Source organism: Streptomyces sp. SCPE 10, assembly GCF_051980735.1.
Lineage (GTDB): Bacteria > Actinomycetota > Actinomycetes > Streptomycetales > Streptomycetaceae > Streptomyces > Streptomyces misionensis.
In genome coordinates this window covers 2,792,665-2,814,565 of sequence record NZ_CP197069.1, presented here as the reverse complement: position 1 = coordinate 2,814,565, position 21,901 = coordinate 2,792,665, and the positions used below count along the sequence as shown (strand labels likewise).

The window sequence follows — 21,901 nt, the reverse complement described above, 5'->3', positions numbered from 1 at the left end:
GGATCGCCGGGCGCCCCTTCTGTGTGTCCGGCGGGAAGGCGCCGGGGGACGGAAAAGGGCGGCCACGCGTCCGTGGCCGCCCCGGCGGGTCAGGCGGAGAGTTCCGCCGCCACCAGCTCCGCCAGCTGCACGGCGTTCAGCGCCGCGCCCTTGCGGAGGTTGTCGTTGGAGACGAAGAGGGCGAGGCCGTTGTCCACCGTCTCGTCGGCCCGGATGCGGCCGACGTACGAGGGGTCCTGGCCGGCCGCCTGGAGCGGGGTCGGGATGTCGGAGAGGGCGACGCCCGGGGCCTTGGCCAGCAGCTCGGTGGCGCGCTCGGGGGAGAGCGGGCGGGCGAAGCGGGCGTTGATCTGGAGGGAGTGGCCGGTGAAGACCGGTACGCGCACACAGGTGCCGGAGACCTTGAGACCGGGGATCTCCAGGATCTTGCGGGACTCGTTGCGCAGCTTCTGCTCCTCGTCGGTCTCGTTCAGACCGTCGTCCACGATCGAACCGGCCAGCGGGAGCACGTTGAAGGCGATGGTGCGCCGGTAGACGTTCGGCTCGGGGAAGTCGACCGCCTGGCCGTCGTGGGTCAGCTTGTCGGCCTCCGCGGCCACCTTCTGGACCTGGCCGTGCAGCTCGGCCACGCCCGCCAGACCCGAGCCGGACACCGCCTGGTAGGTGGCGACGACCAGGGCCTGCAGGCCCGCCTCCTCGTGCAGCGGCTTGAGGACCGGCATCGCGGCCATCGTGGTGCAGTTCGGGTTGGCGATGATGCCCTTGGGGCGGTCGGCGATCGCGTGCGGGTTCACCTCGGCGACGACCAGCGGCACCTCCGGGTCGCGGCGCCAGGCCGAGGAGTTGTCGATCACGACGGCGCCCTGCGAGGCGACCTTTTCGGCCAGCGCCTTGGAGGTCGCGCCGCCCGCCGAGAAGAGCACGATGTCGAGGCCGGAGTAGTCGGCGGCCGACGCGTCCTCCACCGTCACGCCGTCCAGCACCGTGCCGGCCGAGCGGGCCGAGGCGAACAGCCGCAGCTGCGTGACCGGGAAGTTGCGCTCCACGAGGATCCTGCGCATGACCGTGCCGACCTGACCGGTGGCTCCGACGATTCCGACCCTCACGACGACTCCCTCTGTCCGACTCTGCCTGGCCCCGGGGCTGACCGGGGCGTTTCCATGATGCGGCCGACCCCGGCCCACCTGTCCAATTCTTTGCGACATGTGCCCGAGGAGTGGACATGTCCGCGAGGGGGCCTCACCGGGTGTCCGCGCCGCACGCCGTGCTGCCGGGCCCCTGCCCGGCCGGGACACGCTCATACGGACGTGTGACGCACGCCTCTGCCCGCCGGCGCCCGGTCCCGGTGCCGGGCGTCCCCCTGCCCCGGCAGGCGCGTCGCCCTGCCCCGGGAGATGAACGGGGAATGACCGCGTCCGGACCGCCCGCGATCCACTTCGTGACCACGCGCGGTACCCGGTGATCCACGTACCGTGATCGGCGCCCCGCGTTGCCGCCTCGTTCACGTCGGGGCCACCCCCGCTGCCGACGATCCCCTTGAGCGGGGCGCACGCGTACGCGGCGGCCCGCGACCGACGCGTTCGCACCCGGGGAGACCGCGCATGCCGCGCACACGCTCTGTCGCCGCCTTCGCCGCGGGGGTCAGCCGCCGCACCGTCCTCGCCGCCGCAGCGGCGGTCTCGCTCTCCGCGGGCGTCGGCTACGCCCTGCGCCCCACCGCCAGCGAGGCCGCCACCACCGCCCCCGCCCCCGCCCCGCGGACGCCCGCCGCCGGGACGCGGGGGGCCGCCCCGCTCGCCCCCTTCACCAAGGGCACCACCCTCGACTCCGTCGCCACCCCGCGAGGCGCCTCCGGTTACCGGCGCCTCGGCGACGGGCCCGGCTGGCCGCGCGTGGTGCGCACCGAGCTGGCCGCCGCGAAGTCCGGGCGGGAGGGGCGCCGCACGACGCTCGCCGCGTTCGTGCAGTTCACCGATCTCCACGTGCAGGACGTGCAGCACCCGCTGCGCCTGGAGTACATGCGCGTCACCGACACCCACTCCTGGCGCCCGCACGAGGCGCTCACCGTGCCCGGCGCGGTCTCGCTGGTGGAGCGGGTGAACGCGCTGCGCGGCGGCCCGGTCACCGGCGCCCCGCTGGGCTTCGTCATGACCACCGGCGACAACACCGACAACAACGCCCACTGCGAACTGGACTGGTTCATGCGGGTGATGAGCGGCGGCCGGATCACCCCCAACACCGGGGACCCGCGGCACTACGAGGGCGTGCAGAACAGCGGCCTGAAGATGTTCTGGCAGCCCGACTCCGAGGTCCGCGACGGCGACAAGGCGCTCGGCTTCCCGCATCTGGACGGCTTCCTCGCCGCCGCCGTCCGCGAGGTGCGCAGCCCCGGCCTGGACGTGCCCTGGTACTCCACCGTCGGCAACCACGACGCCCTCCCGCTCGGCTGCTACGGCTCCCACGGCGACCCCTACCTCGCCGAGGCCGCGATCGGCGGCCGGAAGCTGTACGACGTCGCCCTCGCCGACGCCAGGAAGCTCCAGGCCGCCATCAAGAACGGCACGGACCCCGCGGCCGTCGGCTACCGCGACTTCCTCAAGGCCCACGCGAGCGGCATGCGGGCGGTCACGGCGGACGAGAAGCGCGCCCCCTACACCCGGTCCGACTACCTCAAGGCCCATCTGGACCCCGCCTACCAGGGCCACGGCCCGGCCGGGCACGGCTACTCCGCGGCGAACCTCGACGCGGGCACCCAGTACTACGCCTTCCGGATCTCGGACGACGTCATCGGCATCAGCCTCGACACCACCGACCCCGGCGGCCACTACCAGGGCTCGATCGGCACCGCCCAGCTGAAGTGGCTGGACCGGACGCTGCGGGAGAACAGGGACTCCCACGCCGTCGTCTTCAGCCACCACACCAGCGCGTCCATGGACAACACCCGCCCCGACCCGGACCGCCCCGGCGAGCGGCGGCACGGCGGCGCCGAGGTGGTCACGCTGCTGTCCCGGCACGCCAACGTGCTGGCCTGGGTGAACGGGCACATCCACCGCAACGTCGTCACTCCGCACCGCACCGGCAACGGCCGCTCGTTCTGGGAGATCTCCACCGCCTCGCACGTCGACCACCCCCACCTCGCCCGGATCATCGAGCTGACCGACAACAGGGACGGCACGATCTCCCTGTTCACCACCCTGATCGAGTCCGCGGCCCCGCACCGCACCGATTTCGCCGACCTCTCGCAGACCGGACTCGCCGCGCTCTACCGGGAGTTGGCGTTCAACGCCCCCGGGGCGAGCCCGCACCTCGCGGGCGGCGCGGCCGACCGCAACACCGAACTCGTACTGGAAAAGGGCTGAATCGGGGCCGTCCGGAGCACTGCCGGGCAACCTCCGGGCGTCCGGCACCGGTATCTTCCCCCGACAGCGCACATCACCAGTGGGGGGAAGACATGCCGGCACGCACGGCCCTGGTGGGCGCCACCGCCCTGCTCCTGACGACGGCCCTCACCACCCCGGCCATCGCCGGTCACGCCCACCACACCTCCCGCCCCGCCCGGACGCGCTCCGCCGACGCGCACTCCGCCACCCGCAGGGCCGTCGAGGCCGCCGTCGCGGCCGGTGTCCCCGGAGTGACGGTCACCGTGCGCGACCCCCACGGGACCTGGTCCGCGACCGCCGGCACCGGCGACCTGCGCACCGGCGAACCGCGCTCGCCGCGGGACCGGTACCGCATCGGCAGCATGACCAAGACCTTCGTCGCCACGGTGCTGCTCCAGCTGGAGGCGGAGGGCCGGCTGTCCCTGGACGACACCGTGGACAAGTGGCTGCCGGGACTCGTACGGGGGCACGGCAACGACGGCCGCCGCATCACCCTGCGCAGGCTCCTCGACCACACCAGCGGCCTGCCCAACTACACGCAGGACGAGGAGTTCCGCGCCGCGCACCTCACCGAGGACGGCTTCCGGCGGCACCGCTACGACACCCTCACCCCGAACGAGCTGGTGGCCATCGCGCTGCGGCACGCGCCGGACTTCGCGCCGGGCACCTCCTGGCACTACTCCAACACCAACTACGTCGTCGCCGGGATGATCATCGAGAAGGTGACGGGACACTCGTACGCCACCGAGATCACCCGCCGCGTCATCGAGCCGCTGGGCCTGCGGGCCACGTCCCTGCCCGGCACCGAGGTCACCCTGCCGCGCCCCGGCGGCCGGGCCTACTCGACGTTCGGCGACCCGGCGGGACCGGTGTACGACGTCACCGACCTCGACCCCTCCCTCGCCGGTTCCTCGGGCGAGGTGATCTCCGACTCGGCCGACCTGGACCGCTTCTACGGCGCCCTGCTGGGCGGGCGGCTGCTTCCCGCCCGCCAGCTGGCGGAGATGCGGACCACGGTCGCGATCGACGGCGCCCCGGACGTCCGCTACGGCCTCGGGCTCATGGACCGCAGGCTGAGCTGCGGCGTGCACGTCTGGACCCACACCGGCGACATCCTCGGCTCCACCTCGGTCGCGGCGGCCACCGCCGACGGCCGCCATGTGCTGGCGCTGAACTTCAACAGCGACTGGGCCGGGGACCCGGACGCGGTGGTCGAGGCCGAGTTCTGCGGCGACTAGGGCCTCTCGTTTGGATCGTGCCGGGCTCGCGGGCCCTGGCACCGCGCCTCGCGGCGTTGTCGTCGGTTGCCATGGCTCCGCCATGTCGCCCTCCTCCGCCTTGCGACGCACGGCACCAGACCCCGCTCCCTGATCCGGCCTGATCCAAACGAAAGACCCTAGGGACCGGCTCCGGGCCCGGTCGGGCGAGCCCGCGGGTCATGCGGTCGTATCACGTGGATATATACTTTCCATATGCACGTGTCTTCCGGTGATGTCGACGCCCGTCACGGCGAACCCGGACAAGACGGCCTTCTCCCCCAGGACCGCCTCCTCGGTGAACCCGCCGACGACGGCGCCCCCTGCGCCGAACGCCGTATCCAGAGCGCGGCCCAGGGCCTGCTGCGCGACCTCGCCAGGCTCACCCTGGCGCTGTTCCGGGCCGGCGAGTACGGCCTGACCCGTACCGAGGCGTCCCTGCTCGCCGCCCTGGAGACCACGCCCCGGCGCGTCACCGAACTCGCGGCGCGCACCGGACTGGTGCAGCCCCGGGTCACGGTGCTGCTGCAGAAGCTGGAGGACCAGGGGCTGGTCGAGCGCCGCCGCTCCACGGCCGACCGCCGCGTGGTGGAGACGACCCTCACCCCCGGCGGACGCCGCCTGCTCGAACAGGCCCGGCAACGGATGGCCGCCGCCCTGCTGGACGCGCTGCACAGCCCCACCGTCGAAGAATGCGAGCGCACGGTGTACGCCGCGCGGCAGGCCGTCGCCACGCTCGCCCAAGCCATGGAACCGGAGACCACTTGACCCGCCCAGGAACCGCCCGGCAGGAAGCCGATCCCGCCTCGGCCGTCACACCGACCGAGACCGTGCCCATCGGCGTGGCCCCCAGACGGGTGGCCGGTCCGTACCGGTGGTGGGACCGCGTGCTGGTCTCGGACCCCGGACTGGGTCAGCTCCAGGCGGGCTGGCGGACGCTGGTGACGATGGTCACCTCGCTCGCGGTCGGCTACGGCCTGTCGCACGCCCTCACCGTTCCCCCGATGATCGGCATGATGGTCGGCGGGATGATGGGCCTGATGAACGGCTTCGCGGTGACCGGCAACAGCTGGGACAAGATAGCGAAGTCCAGTCTCTGGATGCCGTTCCCCTACACCCTGGTGCTCTGGGTGGCCGCGAGCCTGAGCGGCCACCGCACGCTGGAGCTCGGCCTCAACGTCGTCGCGCTCGCCCTGACCTTCCTGCTCGCCCGGTTCGGTCAGCTGGCGCTGCTTACCGGCATGATGATGTTCAACGGGCTGATGGTGGGCACCATCGCGGGCATCCCCACCGCCATGGTGGGCAAGGCGTTCGTGATCGCCCTGGTCTCCGCCGCGGCGGTGCTGGCCGCCCGGCTCCTGCTGTGCTACCCGATGCCCCGGGAGGACCTGCTCCGCACCCAGCGGGCCTTCGTCGTGGAGGCCCGCCGACTGGTCGACATCACCGTCGACGCGCTCGACCCCGACGCCTCCCCGAAGCGGGTGGTGCGCCGGACGAACCGCTCGCTGCGCCGCCTGAACCTGGTCACCCTCACCATCGACGCCCGCCTCGCCCAGCCCGAGGCCGCCACCGACCCCGTGGTGGCGGAGCTGCTGCACCGGCATCTGTTCGACGCGGAGCTGGCCCTGCGCGGCATCAGCCAGGCGGTCCAGGTGCTCAACACGCAGTCGCCGCCCGAAGAGCTGCGCCAGTGCCTGGCGGTGGGCCTGCTGTTGGCCCGCGACACCCCGCCCGCCGAGGCCGGCGGGCTGCTGCCCGCCGTGCGGACGATCCGGGAGCAGGCCGACGCGATCCTGCACAACCCGCAGGCCGCCGCCCACGACGCCGAGTCCGCGGCCCTCGTCCGCCGGGTCGCCGAACTCCTGGAGTCCCTGGCCGACTCCCTGTCCGGCTGGCTGGCCCTGGGCCTGCGCACGCCCGGCACCCCCGCCGCGGTGCCCTTCGAACCGGCCGTGGCACTGGAGAACGAGCGCATCCCCGGCTCGGCCGCGCCGATGCGGCGCGTGCTCACCGCGCGCACGCAGAGCGGTTGGCAGCGGGTCGTGCCCTTCGTGCGGGCCCCGCTGCACGCGGGAGTGGCCGCCGCGATCGCCTGTCCCATCGCCGACGCCATCGACCCGCGGCGCTTCTACTGGGGCCTGGTCGGTGTGATGATCACGCTGTTCGGCACCAACACCACCCACGAACGGCTGCGCAAGTTCGCCCATCGCATGATCGGCACCGCCGCCGGCGCGATCATCGGCGTGCTCCTGCTCCACTGGATCGGCCGCGACCACGTCTACTGGACGCTCACCGTCATCGTCCTCGGTCTCGCCTTCGGCTCCTGGGGCATGCAGCGGGCCTACGCCCTGTGGACCACCGGCCTGGTCGTCGCCCTGGTGCAGCTCTACGGGCTGACCACGCCGGACAGCCGGATGGACCACCTGCTCGGCGAACGCCTCCTGGACAACGGCATCGGCATCCTGGCGGCGGCCGCCTGCGCCGCGCTGATCTTCCCCCTGTCCACCCGGTCGATCGCCCGGGAGGCGGAACACGGCTACGTCGTGGCGGTGCAGAACCTGCTCACCCAGGTCTCGGCCCGCTGGGCGGAGCCGGACAGCCCGGTGCGGCTGCGGGGCGCGGCACGCGCCGTCGACGTCGCGCTGTTCCAGGTCGCGGAGGTCTCCCGGCCGCTGGTGCGCATGCCGATCGGGGTGCGCGGACGCGGGCCGCTCAACCGAATGGCGCTGCTGACCACGGCCACCGGGCACGCCCGGGCGCTGGCGTCCGCCGCGGACATCGACATCGACCTCTCCCCGCGGCTGTCCGAGCGGCTCCAGCTCGTCACCCACACCTTCACCGACTCGCTGCGCGCCCTCGACCACCACCTGGTCAACGGCACCGCCCAGGGCACCTGGCGCCCCGTCGGCCCCATGGTCCGGGAGTTGCGGGCGCTGGTGCGCCCGGCCTCGCCCGGCCCGCGCGCCCAGCGGTTGCAGACCGCCCTGCGCGAACTGGAGGCACTGGACACGGCACTCGCCGCGTTCGCCGAGAAGAGCGGGCTGCCCGTGGCCCCCGGCACCGGCCGGGACGCCGGGCGGCCGTGCCCGGCACAGCGGCCCGCGCCCGCCCCGGCGGCGGACGCTTTGGCGGCCGGCCGGGGCGGCACGCGCCTCGTGCGGACGCCGTCCGCCCAGGTCGCCGTCGCGGTGGGCCCCGGCGCGGCCGGTCCCGCCACCGGTACGGCACGGACGGAGGGCGCGGCCGAGGCGCACCTGGCTGGCTCGGTGTCCTGCGCCGCCCACCCCGACGGCTGCCCCGGCGTCCGGATCACCGTCATCAACTCCCGCGGCCAGCGGGTCGCCCAGACCCACGCCGACGCCGGCCGCTACCGGCTCGGCCTGCGGCCGGGCTCGCACACCCTGGTCGTGGCGGCGGCCGACCACCCCCCGCGCGCCCAGTCCGTGACCATCCACGCGGCGCAGGCGGACGTGCGGCTGGACATCCGGCTGTAGCCGGGCGGCGCTCCCCGGCCTTCGGCACCCGAGGGCCGGGGAGCGCGCGGCCGTGGAGCAGGCCGCGCTACCGGGGCAGGGCGACGACGTAGGCGGCCGGCTCCCGGTCGCCGGCCGCCATCAGCGCCGTACGGACCACCGCGGCCTGCTGGGCCGTCGACTCCCTGAGCTTCGCCGGGGTCAGATGGACGACCGTGATCCCGAGCCGCTCCAGCCGCTCCCGCCGGTCCGCGTACCGCGACCAGACGGCGTCCTCGCCGTCCCCGTGCCGCATGTCCAGCTCGACCGCGACCGCCTCGTTCGGCCAGTAGGCGTCCACGGCGCCGAGCGGGGGGCCGCCGGGCAGTCGCAGGTCCACATTCCACAGCGGGTCCGGCAGGCCGTACTCCCGGACCATCCGGTACAGCCGGCCCTCCGCGATCGACCGGCCCTCCGCGACCAGCGCGTCCACCGCGCCCGCCACATGCGGCCGCCCGAGCAGCTTCGCCCGCGTCAACTCCTCGACGACGGCGGCCGGTTCGCAGTGCCCGCCGCGCACCGCCTCGGTCAGCAGCCGCCGTACCGGCTCCGCCTCCCGCAGCCCGGCCACCGCGTCCGCGAGCGCCCTCGCCACCGGCGCCACCGGCAGCCCGGTCACCGTGCGCGGGGCGGGCACGTCAGCGCCGCGCACGATCCGGACGTAGCCGGTGGAGCGCAGCCTGCGCTGCCGGGGCACCAGGACGTCGATGTGCTCCAGGGAGGTCAGCGGCGGCGCGGCGCGAAAGCCGTACAGGGTGAGCGCCGCCAGGCCCGTGAGCATCGCGCCCGGGTACGGCGGGCGGTGCGCGTGCCTGGCCGTCGGCTGCACCGGGACGCCCGGCGCGGGCTCGCGGGCCGCGTACAGCAGGGCGCCGCGCAGCCGCTCCTCGCTTGTCGGCGGTCCCGGGTGCAACAGGTGGACGTGCGGCAGCAGTTGACGCCACGGGCCGCCGGGGCGGGTCCGTGCGGACAGTTCGGCCGCGGTCACCCCGTGGGCGCGCAGCTGGGCCGTGGTCAGCACGCGGTGGTGGGTGTCGTGGAGATGGCCGAGGGGGCGGGGGGAGAGGGGGGTGTTGTGCGTCATGCCCTCGGGATGCCCACCCCTGGTCCCTCCTTTAACCGCTGTTACACGGTCGTCGAGGAATACGGACAAGACGGAACTAAAGGTCAGGTGTTCGGATGTCGATCGGGCACCGGAAACCCCTGGTCCGCGGGGTGCGGACCAGGGGTTACGGCCGTCGGGGCACGCATCCGGTAACGGTCACCGACCGCCGAGGCTCAGGCCAACGCTCATCGGGTGGCGGCCTCCGCGTCGCACTCCTGTCCGCGCAGCGCCCGCGCCAGGTCGTCCCGCGCCTCCAGCACCAGCCGCCGCAGCGCGGGCGCCGCGTCCTGGTGCGCCTGGAGCCACGCGTCCGTCGCCGCGAGCGTCTCGGGCCGGTCCTGGAAGGCCGGGAACAGCCCGCTGACCACGTCCATGCCGATCTGGATGGAACGCTCCCGCCACACCCGCTCGATGGCCGCGAAGTACTTCTGCGCGTACGGCGCGGTCAGCTCCCGCTGGGAGGGCTGGTCGAAGCCCGCGATCGTCGCCTCCACCAGCGCGTTGGACAGCGTGTCGGACTCCACGACCTGCTCCCACGCCCGCGCCTTGACCTCCGCCGAGGGGCGGGCCGCCAGGCAGCGCACCTGGTGGCGCTTGCCGGACGCGGTGTCGTCGCGGGCCAGTTCGGCGGCGAGCAGCCGCTCGTCGGCCACGCCGTGCGCGGCCAGCGGCTCCAGGAACGCCCAGCGCAGCTCCTGGTCCACGTCCAGGCCCTCGATCGCCGTGGTGCCGTCCAGCAGCTCCTTCAGCAGCGCCAGGTCCGGCTCGGCCGACGCCGTCGAGGCGAAGAACCGCGCCCAGGCCAGCTGGTGCTCGCTGCCCGGCCCGGCCGCCCGCAGCTCCCGCAGCGCGCCCTCGGCGAGCAGCGCGCCGCCGGTGTCCCGCCAGGCGGGGGCCGCGTAGCGCTCCAGCGCCGAGCGCGCCCACGCGTGCAGCATCTGGAGCACGCCGATGTCCGACTCGCGGCCCGCGAAGCGCAGCACCAGACCGATGAAGTCCCGGGCCGGCAGCAGCGCGTCCCGGGTCATGTTCCACAGCGCCGACCAGCACAGGGCCCGCGCCAGCGGGTCGGTCAGGTCGCCCAGGTGCTCCTGGAGGGTGGCCAGCGAACCGGCGTCGAAGCGGGTCTTGCAGTAGGTCAGGTCGTCGTCGTTGACCAGCACCAGGTCCGGGGCCTCGGCGCCGGCGAGCTCGGCCACCACCGTGCGCGGGCCGTCCACGTCCGTCTCCACCCGCGCGTACCGCTCCAGCGCGCCGCCCTCGGTGAGCCGGTACAGGCCCACCGCGATCCGGTGCGGCCGCAGTTCGGGATGGGCCTCGGGGGCCTCCTGCACCACCGCCAGCTCGGCGACGCGGGAGTCCGCCAGGAGCACCTGCGGGGTCAGCGCGTTCACCCCGGCCGTCTCCAGCCAGGACCGCGACCACGCCGTCATGTCCCGGCCGCTGGTCTCGCCCAGCACCGACAGCAGGTCGCCCAGGCGCGTGTTGCCGTACGCGTGCCGCTTGAAGTAGCGGCGGGCGCCCTCCAGGAACGCGTCCTGCCCGACGTACGCCACCAGCTGCTTGAGCACGGAGGCGCCCTTGGCGTAGGTGATGCCGTCGAAGTTCAGCTTGGCGTCCTGGAGGTCGCGGATGTCCGCCGTGATCGGGTGCGTGGACGGCAGCTGGTCCGCGCGGTACGCCCACGCCTTGCGGCGGTTGGCGAAGGTGATCCAGGCGTCCTTGAAGCGGGTCGCGCCGACGTTGCCGAACGTGCCCATGAAGTCCGCGAAGGACTCCTTCAGCCACAGGTCGTCCCACCAGGCCATGGTGACCAGGTCGCCGAACCACATGTGCGCCATCTCGTGCAGGATCACATTGGCGCGGGCCTCGTACGACGCCTGCGTCACCTTCCCGCGGAAGACGTACTCCTCGCGGAAGGTCACCAGGCCCGGGTTCTCCATCGCGCCCAGGTTGTACTCCGGCACGAACGCCTGGTCGTACTTGCCGAAGGGGTACGGGTAGTCGAAGTGCTCGTGGAAGAAGTCCAGGCCCTGCTTGGTGATCAGGAAGACGTCGTCCGCGTCGAAGTGCGGGGCGAGCCCCTTGCGGCACATCGCGCCCAGCGGGATCTCCAGCGTGGTGCCGTCCGCGAACGTACGGGAGTAGGTGTCCGTCACGTAGTGGTACGGGCCCGCCACCACGCAGGTGATGTACGTCGAGATCGGCTTGGTCTCCGCGAACCTCCACACGCCGTCGGACAGTTCACCGGCGCCGTTGCTCCACACGGTCCACCCCTCGGGCGCCCGCACCTCGAAGCGGAACGGCGCCTTGAGGTCGGGCTGCTCGAAGCCCGCGAACACACGGCGGGAGTCGGCCGGCTCGTACTGCGTGTAGAGGTAGACCTCGCCGTCCTCCGGGTCCACGAAGCGGTGCAGGCCCTCACCGGTGCGCGAGTAGGCGCACTGGGCGTCGACCACCAGTTCGTTCTCCGCGGCCAGGTTTTCCAGCGCGATCCGGGTGCCGTCGAAGACCTCGCTCGGGTCCAGGTCCTTGCCGTTGAGGGACACGGCGGTCACGCTCGGTGCGATCAGGTCGGCGAAGCTGGAGGCGCCCGGCTCGTTGCAGCGGAAGCGGAGGGTGGTCACCGAGCGGAAGGTGCGCGGCTCGCCGTTCCCGTCGCCGACCGCGGACCTGAGGTCGAGGGACACGTCGTATCCGTCGACGGACAGCAGGGCGGCCCGCTCCCGGGCCTCGTCGCGGGAAAGATTCTCACCGGGCACGGCGGCACTCCCTTGTGATCACGTGATGCGGGGCTGAACAGCACCGATCCTGCCATGCGCTCCTGACGGGGCTGAGCGGGGAATGCCGTTCGCGGGGACGTCGTTGCCGTTGAGGACGACCATTTCGCTGAGGAGAACCATGTCCGAGACCGTGTCCCCGTCCGGCAAGACCCCCGTCGACTTCTGGTTCGACCCGCTGTGCCCCTGGGCCTGGATGACCTCCCGCTGGGTGCTGGAGGTGGAGAAGCTCCGGGACATCGAGGTCCGCTGGCACGTCATGAGCCTCGCCGTCCTCAACGAGGACAAGCTGGACGAGCTGCCCGAGGAGTACCGGGAGATGCTCAGCACCAGGGCCTGGCAGTCCGTGCGGGTGGTCACCGCCGCCTGGCAGAAGCACGGCCAGGAGGTCGTGGGCCCGCTGTACACCGCGCTCGGCACCCGCATCCACAACAAGGGCGAGGGCGCCACCCTGGAGGCCATCGCCGGGGCGCTCGCCGACGTGGGCCTGCCCGCCGAGCTGATCGACTACGCCGAGCAGGAGGACTTCGAGTTCGACGCCGAGCTGCGCGCCTCCCACAAGGAGGGCATCGACAAGGTCGGCCAGGAGGTCGGCACCCCCGTGATCGCGGTTCCCGGGGACGACGGGCAGCAGATCGCCTTCTTCGGGCCGGTCGTCACCCCCGCCCCCAAGGGCGAGCAGGCCGCCCGCCTGTGGGACGGCACCCTCGCGGTCGCCTCGGTCCCGGGCTTCTACGAGATCAAGCGCACGAGGACGCAGGGCCCCGACTTCAGCAACCTGTAGGCCCGGGGCAGGACACCGGACCGGGTTCCGGCACCCGGGGGGTCACCCGTGCCGGGCCCGGCTCCGGGCCGCCGCGGCAGACGCAGGTGTTCCTCCTGACGTCCGGTGCGGCGGTCGGCCCGGTCCGGGTCCGGGTGGACGATGCGGGCGGGCTCGGTCCGGGCGGTGACGTCCAGGGCGGCCGGACAGGTGCCGACGGTCAGTAGCCCGTCGCCGGGCGCGGTGCCCCCGCGCCGAGCGCGCGGGCGGGCGGCGGGCAGGCCGCCCCCGGGCCCGCCCGGCGGCGTCGGCCCGGTGACCGGTGCGAGCGGCCGCCGCCGGTCGGCCCGAGCGGCTTCGGGCTCCCGCGCCTCACGTCAGACAGTGGGCGAGCGGCTCCCCCCGCACCCACCGCCCCACCTCCGCCGCCGCCAGCCGGGCCGCCTTCTCCGCGACCGCCCGGCTCGCGCCGCCGAGGTGCGGGGTCAGCAGCACCCGCCCGCCGACCGTGCGCAGCCGCGAGTCCGCCGGCAACGGCTCCTCGGCGTACGTGTCCAGCGCCGCCGCGGCGAGCCGGCCGTCCTCCAGCGCGTCGCACAGCGCGGCCTCGTCCAGCAGGCCCCCGCGGGCCGCGTTGACCACGACCGCGCCCGGCGGCAGCAGCGCCAGCTCGCGGGCGCCGATCAGCCCCCGGGTCTCCTCGGTGAGCCGGGCGTGCAGGCTGATCACCCGGGAGCGGCGCAGCAGTTCGTCCAGCGAGGACATCCGCAGCCCGTGCACCTCGCCGCGCGCGTACGGGTCGTGCACCATCACCCGCGCGCCGAACGCGCACAGCGCCCGCGCCACCCGGCTGCCGACCGCGCCGTGCCCGATCAGCCCGACCGGCAGGTCCTCCAGCTCCAGTCCGCTCTGCTCGTACGTGCAGTACGTCGGGCCCGCCCAACTCCCCTGCTCCGCCAGCAGGTCGTGGGCCTGCGGGATGCGGCGAAGGGCGGCGATCAGCAGGCCGACGGTGAACTCGGCGGTGGCGGCGGCGGTGCGGCCGGGCGCGAAGCAGACCCGGACGTCGTGCCGCCGGGCCGCCTCCAGGTCGACGTTCACCGGGTCGCCCCGGCAGACCGCGACCAGCCGCAGCTCCGGTCGGGCGGCCAGCACCCGCTCGGTGACCGGCGCCCTCTGGGTGACGAGGACGTCCGCGCCGGCCAGGGCCGCGATCAGCTCGTCCTCCGTGCCGCTGGCCTCGCGCACCCCGGCGACCGGACCGAACGGTTCCAGCGGCCAGCCGAGCATCAGTTCCCGCACATCGCAGTGGGCCTGCCGGGCGAGGGCCGCCGTGATCAGCGAGGGCAGCACAAAGCGGTCGCCGGCGGCCAGCACCCGCACACTGGAGGTCATCACAGGGCGTCTTTCGTCTCGACGTCAAGGACAGTGGGTCTTTCGTCGGTGCGGTGGGGGCGCTGGTCCGACACGGTGAGTCGTTTCGGCTGTACAGGGTGTAGCGACCCGCAGGGGGGCGTCAATCCCTGCGCGTGGGAAAGGCCGGGGACGTTCGCGGCGGGCGGCGGGAAATGCGCCATGCGCGGAGGGACGCACGCCCGCGCGCGGCCGGCGGGGCGGCGGTGACGGCGGGACCGGCCCGGGGAAGGAAGGGGGGAGGAAGACGGAAGGGAACACCGACGGCATGACGACCACCACCCTCCTCCTGGCCCGCCACGGCGAGACCCCCTGGCACGCGGAGAACCGGTACGCCGGAGCGAGCGACATCGGGCTCACCGCGCTGGGCCGGGCGCAGGCCGAGGCGTTGGGGAGGTGGGTGGGGGAGCGGCCCGTGGACGCCGTGTGGTGCTCCCCGCTGAACCGGGCCGTGGCCACCGCCGAGCCCGCCTGCCGGGTGCTCGGGATCGAGGCGCGGCGCGAGGACGACCTCAGGGAGTGCGGCTTCGGCGTGGTGGAGGGCCGTACCCTCGCGGAGTTCGCGGCGGAGCACCCGGCCGCCGCCGAGGCCTACCGCCGGGACCCCGTCGCCCATGCGTTCCCCGGCGCCGAGGACCCGCGCGCCGCCGCCGCGCGGGGCGCCGCCGCGCTGCGCCGGATCGCCGGGGCGCACCGGGGCGGCCGGGTCCTGGTCGTCGCGCACAACACCCTGCTGCGGCTGGTGCTCTGCGCCCTGCTGGGGATCCCGCTGTCCGAATACCGCCGGGTTCTGCCGCGGCTGCTGAACGCGGCCGTCACCGAGATCCGCGTCGACGGCGACCGCACGGCTCTGCTGTCGCTCAACGTGCCCTGCGCGTGACGGGGCGGCACACGGCAGAAGGCCCTCCGTGAGTCACGTCCTCACGGAGGGCCTCCCTTCAACCGCCCGCCGCCGTGAAGGGTGAGAAGACGATCACGAGGCGGGACGCTTCAGGGGCGCGCTCACGGCGCGAGCAGCAGCGCGTTCGCGCGGGAGGTGGCGGCCGCGTAGCGCCGGGCCACGTCCTGCCAGTCGACCACCCGCCACATGGCCTCGATGAAGTCGACCTTCTGGTTCTTGTACTGGAGGTAGAAGGCGTGCTCCCAGGCGTCGAAGACCAGGATCGGGGTCGAGCCCTGGCCGACGTTGCCCTGGTGGTCGTAGACCTGCTCCACGATCAGCCGCCCGCTCAGCGGCTCGTACGCGAGCACGCCCCAGCCGGAGCCCTGGGTGGTGGCCGCAGCCTTGGACAACTGGCTCTTGAACGCGGCGAAGGAGCCGAAGGACTCCTTGATGGCGTCGGCGAGTTCGCCCACGCCGTCCGCCGCCAGCGGCTCGCCGCCACCGTCCTTCGGGCCGGTCATGTTCTGCCAGTAGATGCTGTGCAGGATGTGCCCGGACAGATGGAAGGCCAGATTCTTCTCCAGCCCGTTGACCGAGCCCCACGACTCCTTGTCCCGCGCCTCCGCCAGCTGTTCCAGCGTGTCGTTGGCGCCCTTCACATAGGCCGCGTGGTGCTTGTCATGGTGCAGCTCGATGATCTCGGGGCTGATCACGGGGGCCAGCGCCGAGTAGTCGTACGGCAGGTCGGGCAGCGTGTAGACGGGCATGGGTGATCCCCTCCGGAACCTTATTGCAAGTCTCTTGCAACTACACGCTAGCAACAACAGTGGCGGGGCAACAGAAAGGCCCCCACGTGTCGTACGTGGGGGCCGGTCCGCGCGGCGCGGGATCAGCGCCTGGCGCGCGCCCGCTGCCAGGCGTATCCCACCGCCGCGAGCACCACCGTCATCGCGCCCGACGAGTACAGCTGGACCCGGGTGTCCGGCTGCCGCGCCATCAGCACGAAGACCGCGGCCATCCCGGCCAGCGCCACCCAGGTGAGGTACGGGAACGCCCACATCCGCACCACCAGCCTCTGAGGCGCCTCCCGCTCGATCCGGCGGCGCAGCAGCAGCTGGGAGACCGCGATGAAGATCCAGACGACCAGGATCACCGCGCCGATCATGTTCAGCAGCCACGGGAAGACGTCGTCGGGCCGCCAGTAGCTCAGCAGCACGCAGAAGAAGCCCACGACACAGGAGGTGAGCACGCCGATCCGGGGCACCCCGCCGGACAGCTTCGCCAGCGCCTTCGGGCCCTGGCCGCGCTCGACCAGGGAGAACGCGATGCGCGAGGAGCCGTAGATGTTGGCGTTCATCGCGGACAGCAGCGCCACGAACACCACCACGTCCATCAGCCGGGCCGCGCCCGGGATGCCGAGGTGGTCCAGGGTCGCGACGTAGGGGCCGCGCGCCACCACCTCCGGGGAGTTCCAGGGCACCAGGGTGACGACGACGGCCATGGAGCCGATGTAGAACACGGCGATGCGCCACATCGCGGTGCGCACCGCGCGCGCCACGCCCCGCACCGGGTCCTCCGACTCCGCCGCCGCGATGGTGACCGTCTCCAGGCCGCCGTAGGCGAAGACCGAGGCGAGCAGGCCGATGACCAGGCCCTGGCCGCCGTGCGGCAGGAAGTGGGTCAGATGCGAGGTGCCGGGCGCGTCGGTGCCCGGCAGCACGCCCGTGATGGCGAGCACGCCCAGCACCAGGAACAGCGAGATCGCGCCGACCTTGAGCGCGGCGAACCAGAACTCGAACTCGCCGAAGTTCTTCACGGCGGCCAGGTTCGTGCCGAGGAAGACCAGCATGAACAGCGCGACCCAGATCCACTGCGGGCTGCCCGGCACCCAGCCCTGGACGATCTTGGCCGCGCCGATGCCCTCCAGGCCCACGGCGGTGCACAGCAGCACCCAGAAGGACCAGCCGGCCGCGAACCCGGCCCAGGGGCCGATCGCCCGCTCGGCGTGGGCCGAGAAGGAGCCGGACGACGGGTAGGCGGCCGACATCTCGCCGAGCATCCGCATCACCAGCATCACCAGCAGCCCGGACAGGGCGTAGGCGATCACGATGGACGGACCGGCCGCGGCGATGCCCGCGCCCGACCCGACGAACAGGCCCGCGCCGATCACGCCGCCGAGGGCGATCATCGACAGGTGGCGCTGCTTGAGGCCGTGGGCGAGCGAGGCACCCTCCGTCTGCGGTGGTGTCTCGGTGCGGGTGCTGCTGGGCATGGGCGCGGCTCTCCCGTGCGGTGGGGGGTAAAAACTCCCCAAGTCTGGGCGGCCCGTCCGCATGTGCGGAGGAGCCGCCCAGTATCCGGACACCCGGCGCGCGGAGAGTGAGATTCCGGTTACGCCGCCACGGGGGTCCCCGCGGGCGTGTAGTGGGAGGCGTCGCCCTCGATGGAGTAGCTCTCCTTGCCCTCGATGCCGACCGGGACGTCACCGGCGACGGTCACCCGGTGCAGCCGGCGCGGCCGCCCGTCGTAGTTGTCGATGGCGTAGTGCTGGGTGATCCGGTTGTCGAACAGCACCAGCTCGCGCTCCGCCCAGCGGTGGCGCAGGACGTTCTCCGGGCGGGTGACGTAGGACTGGAGCAGGTCGAGCACCTTGCGCGACTCGCCCGTCGACAGGCCCACGATCCGCTGCGCGAACCCGCCGATGAACAGCCCGCGTTCCCCGGTCAGCGGGTGCACACGCACCACCGGGTGGGCGGTGCGGTACCGGATCGAGGTGAACCGGGCGCGGCGTTCGGCCAGTTCCGCGTCGATCTCCTCGTGCGGTACGGCGTAGTCGTAGTCGTTGGTGTGCTCGGCCCACAGGGTGTCCGCGAAGCGGCGCAGCGGCTCGGGCAGGTCCCGGTAGGCGGCCGCCGCGTTCGCGATCAGGGTCTCGCCGCCGTACGGCGGGACGGTGATCGAGCGCAGGGTGCTGGCCTGCGGCGGGTTGAGGACGAAGGTGACGTCCGTGTGCCAGTGGTTGGCGATGCCCCGCTCGCTGTCCACGGGGAGCACGTTCGGGGCGCCCTCGACGGCCTCGACGGTCGGATGGGCGGTGGTCAGTTCGCCGAAGTGCCGGGCGAAGGCCTGCTGGCCCGCGTCGTCCAGGCCGTCGGCGGCGAAGACCAGCGCCTTGTGGACGTTCAGGGCCTCGCGGATGCCGGCCACCTCCGTCTCGGTGAGCGGCCGGGTGAGGTCGACGCCGAAGACGCGGGCGCCGATGCGCGCGGTGACCTTGGTGATCTCCAGGGACATGGGGGTTCCTTTCGGGAGGGGGTGCGGAAGACGGTGGGGTCAGCCGTGGGCAGGGGTGAGGTACTGGTTGGCGGGGCGGGGCAGGCCGTAGCGCTCGCGCAGGGTCCGGCGCGGGCCGTACTCCTCGCGGAACAGCCCCCGGGCGCGCAGGACAGGGACGACGTGGTCCACGAAGGCGTCCAGGCCCGAGGGCAGCACGGGCGGCATGACGTTGAAGCCGTCGGCCGCCCCCTGGGTGAACCAGGTCTCGATCCGGTCCGCGATCTGCTCGGGCGTCCCGGCGAAGGTCTGGTGCCCGCGCCCGCCGCCGAGCCGGCCGATCAGCCGGTGCACGGTCAGCTGCTCGCGCCGGGCCAGCGACACCACCAGGGTGTAGCGGCTCTTGGCGCCCTCCACGGCGGACTCGGGCGGCAGGTCCTCGGGCAGCCGCCGGTCCAGCTCCAGCGAGTCGGGTGCGAGCTGGAGCAGCCGTTCCAGGCGCTTGAGCCCGTGCTCGGGCACGATGTGGTCCTCCAGGACCCGCTCGGCCGCCCGCGCCTCGGCCTCCGTCGACCCGACGACCGGCACGATCCCGGGCAGCACCGGTTCGGTCAGCCGGTGCTTCAACTCCCGCCGGGCCAGCACCCGGCCGCGCAGATCCAGCAGCGCCACCGTGGTGTACGGCACCGCCACGTGCACCCCGCCCACCACGAACCGCGCGTCGTCCAGCTCCACCGGCACATGCGGCCGACCCACCCCGCGCGAGCGGCGCGGGGCGGCCGACTCCCGGATCAGCCCGAGCGCCGCGAGCCGGGCGCAGTGCTCGGTCACCGACGCGGGCGACAGCCCGGTCAGCCGGGCCACGGTGCTGCGCGCCACCGGTCCGTGCTCCAGCACGGACCGCAGCACGACGCTGGCACTGGTGCGCCGCCGGTCGCGTCGACGGCACGCGGAACGGGGGAGACAAGGGCGGGGGCGGCAGTGCGGGGCATGGGGAACCGTCCTCGGGGACCGGAGCCGACACATCGGGAACCGGGAGGGACGGGGCGGACCGAGCGGGCCCGCCCTATCCCGGACGGCGACAGGTGGCCGCGCCCTGACGCCGCAGGTCGACATAGCGACGCGACGTGAAGTACCGGGCCTGGGCAACCATGTGCCCGAAGCTAGCAAACGGCCTCCGCGCCGCCCAGGGGCCGTCGTCCGGGCCGGCGCGGACCTTTGGGGGAACCCTACAGACGCGCCACGGGCGGGTCGGGTCTCCCGGACCATGCCACCTCAGTGACCGTAATCACGCCGTGCCCGGTGTAAGGCGCGCTCTTTGTGCGGAGCCCACCAAGTCGGCGATCACCCCTTTGTCGGGCGCTGACGGTGATCGGATTCGGGGCGCCGGTATAGCGTCGCGGTGTTCCCACCTGTCCCCTTCATCCCGCGGAGTCCCCATGAGCACCGCCACCGTCTCCACCCGCCCGGGCGCCGTCCTCGCCGATCTGCTGCCCGCGTCCCGCGTCCGCGACGCCGCCCTCGTGCTCGGCGGCGCCGCGCTCACCGGCCTCGCTGCCCAGCTGTCGGTGCCCGTGCCCGGCTCCCCGGTGCCGGTGACCGGCCAGACCTTCGCCGCGCTGCTGGTCGGCACCGCGCTCGGCGCCCGCCGCGGCTTCCTCTCCCTCGCCCTGTACGCGCTGGCGGGCGTGGTCGGTGTGCCGTGGTTCGCGGGCGGCGACTCGGGCGCCGGCTCCGTCTCCTTCGGCTACGTCCTCGGCATGCTGCTGGCCTCCGCCGTCGTGGGCGCCCTGGCCCGTCGCGGTGCCGACCGCTCCCCGCTGCGCATGGCGGGCACGATGGTCCTCGGCTCGGCCGTCATCTACGCGATCGGCGTCCCGTACCTGGCCCTGGCCGCCCACTACTCCCTCGCCCAGGCGGCGGCGGTCGGCCTCGTCCCGTTCCTGATCGGCGACGCCCTCAAGGCCGCGCTCGCGATGGGTCTGCTGCCCACCGCGTGGAAGCTCGCCGGCAAGCGCTGACCCGCCGGCACCGCACAACGGCCGCGGGGCCCGACGGACTTCGTCGGGCCCCGCGGCCGTTGGCGCGTCGGAAAGGGTCAGCCGATGGAGACCTTGTCGGCCGAGGCGTCCGCGGCGGTGGCCGGCCGGTCGCCCGTGACCTTCTGCTTGATCAGGGAGATGACGACCACGACCGCCGCGACCAGCAGCGACAGCAGGACCGTCTCCCGGCCGTCGTGTTCGGTGTCGAACAGCATGTAGACCAGGACCGCCACGATCACCGCGGCCGCCGCCCAGGTCAGGTACGGGTACAGCCACATCCGCACGATGAGCTTCTCCGGCGCCTCGCGCTGGATGATGCGGCGCATCCGCAGCTGCGAGAAGCAGATGACCAGCCACACGAACAGGGCGACCGCACCGCTGGAGTTGACCAGGAAGAGGAAGACGGTGTCGGGGAACTCGTAGTTGAAGAAGACCGCGACGAAGCCGAAGACGACCGACGCCAGGATCGCCGCCATCGGCACACCGCGCGCGTTGGTGCGGGCGAACGCCTTGGGGGCGTCACCGCGCTGGCCGAGCGAGAAGGCCATCCGGGAGGCCGTGTACAGGCCGGAGTTGAGACAGGACAGCACCGCCGTCAGCACGATGACGTTCATGATCTGGCCGGCGTGCGCGATGCCGAGGGAGTTCAGCGCGGCGACGTACGAACCGTCCTTCTCCAGCGACGGGGAGTTCCACGGCAGCAGCGCGACCACGACGAGGATCGAACCCAGGTAGAAGACGCCGATCCGCCAGATGATGCTGTTGGTGGCCTTGGTGACCGCCCGCTGCGGGTCCTCCGACTCACCGGCCGCCAGGGTGGCGATCTCGCTGCCCATGAAGGAGAAGACGACCAGCAGGACACCCGTGAGGATCGCGCCCGGACCGTGCGGCAGGAATCCGCCGTGGTTGGTGAGGTTGGCGAAGGACGCCTGGTCCGTGTGGGCCCCCGGCAGCACACCGAAGATCGCGAGCAGGCCGACGACGATGAACGCGGCGATCGCCACGACCTTGATGCCGGCGAACCAGAACTCGAACTCGCCGTAGGAACCGACGGAGAACAGGTTCGACGCGGTCAGCACCAGCATCACGATGAGGGCCCAGCCCCACTGCGGCACCGCCGGGACCCAGCCCGACAGGATCTTGGCACCCGCGGTCCCCTCCACGGCGAGCACGACGACCCAGAAGAACCAGTAGAGCCAGCCGATGGAGAAACCGGCCCAGCGGCCGAGCGCGCGGTCGGCGTGCTCGGAGAAGGAGCCTGAGGTCGGGTTGGCGGCGGACATCTCGCCCAGCATCCGCATCACGAGGACGACGAGGGTGCCGACGAGGGCGTAGGACAGCAGGATGCCGGGGCCCGCCGCGGCGATGCCGGAGCTGGAGCCGACGAAGAGGCCGGCGCCGATCACACCGCCGATCGCGATCATCGTCAGATGGCGGTTCTTGAGGCCTGCTTGAAGTCCGGAACCAGGAGGGGTCATGGACGGATTCCTTTGC

Annotated in this window: 15 protein-coding genes and 1 pseudogene; 7 read left to right on the top strand and 9 right to left on the bottom strand. The window is 73.1% G+C overall.

What is annotated here, in order from left to right:
- Positions 1-89 precede the first annotated feature (89 nt).
- Positions 90-1,106 carry an aspartate-semialdehyde dehydrogenase gene (locus ACSP97_RS13175; RefSeq protein ID WP_355144792.1) on the bottom strand — a complete coding sequence of 339 codons (1,017 nt, stop codon included), beginning with the start codon at positions 1,104-1,106 and terminating at the stop codon, positions 90-92.
- A gap of 495 nt (positions 1,107-1,601) precedes the next feature.
- Between ACSP97_RS13175 and ACSP97_RS13170 the strand changes: the two genes are divergently transcribed.
- The 4 genes from ACSP97_RS13170 to ACSP97_RS13155 all read left to right on the top strand — a co-directional run bounded on the left by ACSP97_RS13170 (position 1,602) and on the right by ACSP97_RS13155 (position 8,130).
- Positions 1,602-3,359 (top strand): TIGR03767 family metallophosphoesterase, encoded by a 1,758-nt coding sequence (locus ACSP97_RS13170; protein ID WP_440557595.1) that lies wholly within the window; start codon positions 1,602-1,604, stop codon positions 3,357-3,359.
- Between the two features lie 92 nt (positions 3,360-3,451).
- The gene (locus ACSP97_RS13165) at positions 3,452-4,618 is read left to right on the top strand and encodes a serine hydrolase domain-containing protein (RefSeq protein WP_440557593.1); all 1,167 of its coding nucleotides are present in this window, start codon (positions 3,452-3,454) and stop codon (positions 4,616-4,618) included.
- A 234-nt stretch (positions 4,619-4,852) separates the two neighbouring features.
- The gene (locus tag ACSP97_RS13160) at positions 4,853-5,404 is read left to right on the top strand and encodes a MarR family winged helix-turn-helix transcriptional regulator (RefSeq protein ID WP_440557591.1); all 552 of its coding nucleotides are present in this window, start codon (positions 4,853-4,855) and stop codon (positions 5,402-5,404) included.
- Complete coding sequence (locus ACSP97_RS13155) at positions 5,401-8,130, top strand: FUSC family protein (RefSeq protein WP_440557589.1); 2,730 nt, start codon at positions 5,401-5,403, stop codon at positions 8,128-8,130. Before ACSP97_RS13160 ends, ACSP97_RS13155 begins: the two co-directional genes overlap by 4 nt.
- A gap of 67 nt (positions 8,131-8,197) precedes the next feature.
- Here the strand turns inward: ACSP97_RS13155 and ACSP97_RS13150 are convergent, their stop codons facing one another.
- Both ACSP97_RS13150 and pepN read right to left on the bottom strand, forming a co-directional pair.
- Entirely contained in the window at positions 8,198-9,232 is a 1,035-nt protein-coding gene (locus tag ACSP97_RS13150) for a hypothetical protein (RefSeq protein WP_355144782.1), read from the bottom strand.
- Positions 9,233-9,438: 206 nt separating this feature from the next.
- Positions 9,439-12,015 (bottom strand): aminopeptidase N, encoded by a 2,577-nt coding sequence (pepN, locus tag ACSP97_RS13145; protein WP_388288860.1) that lies wholly within the window; start codon positions 12,013-12,015, stop codon positions 9,439-9,441.
- 139 nt (positions 12,016-12,154) lie between these two features.
- On the opposite strand from pepN, the gene ACSP97_RS13140 reads away from it, so the two are divergent.
- Positions 12,155-12,817 (top strand): mycothiol-dependent nitroreductase Rv2466c family protein, encoded by a 663-nt coding sequence (locus ACSP97_RS13140; RefSeq protein WP_355144778.1) that lies wholly within the window; start codon positions 12,155-12,157, stop codon positions 12,815-12,817.
- A 351-nt stretch (positions 12,818-13,168) separates the two neighbouring features.
- On the opposite strand, the gene ACSP97_RS13135 is transcribed toward ACSP97_RS13140, so the two are convergent.
- Positions 13,169-14,191: a 2-hydroxyacid dehydrogenase gene (locus ACSP97_RS13135; protein ID WP_355144774.1), complete on the bottom strand. Its 1,023-nt coding sequence runs from the start codon at positions 14,189-14,191 to the stop codon at positions 13,169-13,171.
- 286 nt (positions 14,192-14,477) lie between these two features.
- Between ACSP97_RS13135 and ACSP97_RS13130 the strand changes: the two genes are divergently transcribed.
- Positions 14,478-15,089 (top strand): histidine phosphatase family protein, encoded by a 612-nt coding sequence (locus ACSP97_RS13130; RefSeq protein ID WP_440557586.1) that lies wholly within the window; start codon positions 14,478-14,480, stop codon positions 15,087-15,089.
- 122 nt (positions 15,090-15,211) lie between these two features.
- On the opposite strand, the gene ACSP97_RS13125 is transcribed toward ACSP97_RS13130, so the two are convergent.
- From ACSP97_RS13125 to ACSP97_RS13110, 4 genes and pseudogenes are all read right to left on the bottom strand, one after another.
- The gene (locus ACSP97_RS13125) at positions 15,212-15,859 is read right to left on the bottom strand and encodes a superoxide dismutase (RefSeq protein WP_355327403.1); all 648 of its coding nucleotides are present in this window, start codon (positions 15,857-15,859) and stop codon (positions 15,212-15,214) included.
- A 122-nt stretch (positions 15,860-15,981) separates the two neighbouring features.
- Complete coding sequence (locus tag ACSP97_RS13120) at positions 15,982-17,364, bottom strand: amino acid permease (protein WP_355144768.1); 1,383 nt, start codon at positions 17,362-17,364, stop codon at positions 15,982-15,984.
- Positions 17,365-17,483: 119 nt separating this feature from the next.
- Complete coding sequence (locus ACSP97_RS13115; RefSeq protein WP_440557583.1) at positions 17,484-18,386, bottom strand: TauD/TfdA dioxygenase family protein; 903 nt, start codon at positions 18,384-18,386, stop codon at positions 17,484-17,486.
- Between the two features lie 39 nt (positions 18,387-18,425).
- Positions 18,426-18,968: pseudogene (locus tag ACSP97_RS13110) on the bottom strand (LLM class flavin-dependent oxidoreductase); the annotation flags it as partial.
- An 836-nt stretch (positions 18,969-19,804) separates the two neighbouring features.
- On the opposite strand from ACSP97_RS13110, the gene ACSP97_RS13105 reads away from it, so the two are divergent.
- Complete coding sequence (locus ACSP97_RS13105; RefSeq protein WP_382014118.1) at positions 19,805-20,386, top strand: biotin transporter BioY; 582 nt, start codon at positions 19,805-19,807, stop codon at positions 20,384-20,386.
- Positions 20,387-20,463: 77 nt separating this feature from the next.
- Here the strand turns inward: ACSP97_RS13105 and ACSP97_RS13100 are convergent, their stop codons facing one another.
- On the bottom strand, positions 20,464-21,885 hold the full coding sequence (locus ACSP97_RS13100) for an amino acid permease (protein WP_440557581.1): 1,422 nt from the start codon (positions 21,883-21,885) through the stop codon (positions 20,464-20,466).
- Positions 21,886-21,901 lie beyond the last annotated feature (16 nt).

Excerpts from the sequence above, each read along its gene's own strand:
- ACSP97_RS13170 (WP_440557595.1), top strand. The coding sequence starts at position 1,602 with ATGCCGCGCACACGCTCTGTCGCCGCCTTCGCCGCGGGGGTCAGCCGC.
- ACSP97_RS13165 (WP_440557593.1), top strand. The coding sequence starts at position 3,452 with ATGCCGGCACGCACGGCCCTGGTGGGCGCCACCGCCCTGCTCCTGACG.
- ACSP97_RS13160 (WP_440557591.1), top strand. The coding sequence starts at position 4,853 with ATGCACGTGTCTTCCGGTGATGTCGACGCCCGTCACGGCGAACCCGGA.
- ACSP97_RS13150 (WP_355144782.1), bottom strand. The coding sequence starts at position 9,232 with ATGACGCACAACACCCCCCTCTCCCCCCGCCCCCTCGGCCATCTCCAC.
- ACSP97_RS13140 (WP_355144778.1), top strand. The coding sequence starts at position 12,155 with ATGTCCGAGACCGTGTCCCCGTCCGGCAAGACCCCCGTCGACTTCTGG.
- ACSP97_RS13135 (WP_355144774.1), bottom strand. The coding sequence starts at position 14,191 with ATGACCTCCAGTGTGCGGGTGCTGGCCGCCGGCGACCGCTTTGTGCTG.
- ACSP97_RS13130 (WP_440557586.1), top strand. The coding sequence starts at position 14,478 with ATGACGACCACCACCCTCCTCCTGGCCCGCCACGGCGAGACCCCCTGG.
- ACSP97_RS13125 (WP_355327403.1), bottom strand. The coding sequence starts at position 15,859 with ATGCCCGTCTACACGCTGCCCGACCTGCCGTACGACTACTCGGCGCTG.
- ACSP97_RS13120 (WP_355144768.1), bottom strand. The coding sequence starts at position 17,364 with ATGCCCAGCAGCACCCGCACCGAGACACCACCGCAGACGGAGGGTGCC.
- ACSP97_RS13115 (WP_440557583.1), bottom strand. The coding sequence starts at position 18,386 with ATGTCCCTGGAGATCACCAAGGTCACCGCGCGCATCGGCGCCCGCGTC.
- ACSP97_RS13105 (WP_382014118.1), top strand. The coding sequence starts at position 19,805 with ATGAGCACCGCCACCGTCTCCACCCGCCCGGGCGCCGTCCTCGCCGAT.
- ACSP97_RS13100 (WP_440557581.1), bottom strand. The coding sequence starts at position 21,885 with ATGACCCCTCCTGGTTCCGGACTTCAAGCAGGCCTCAAGAACCGCCAT.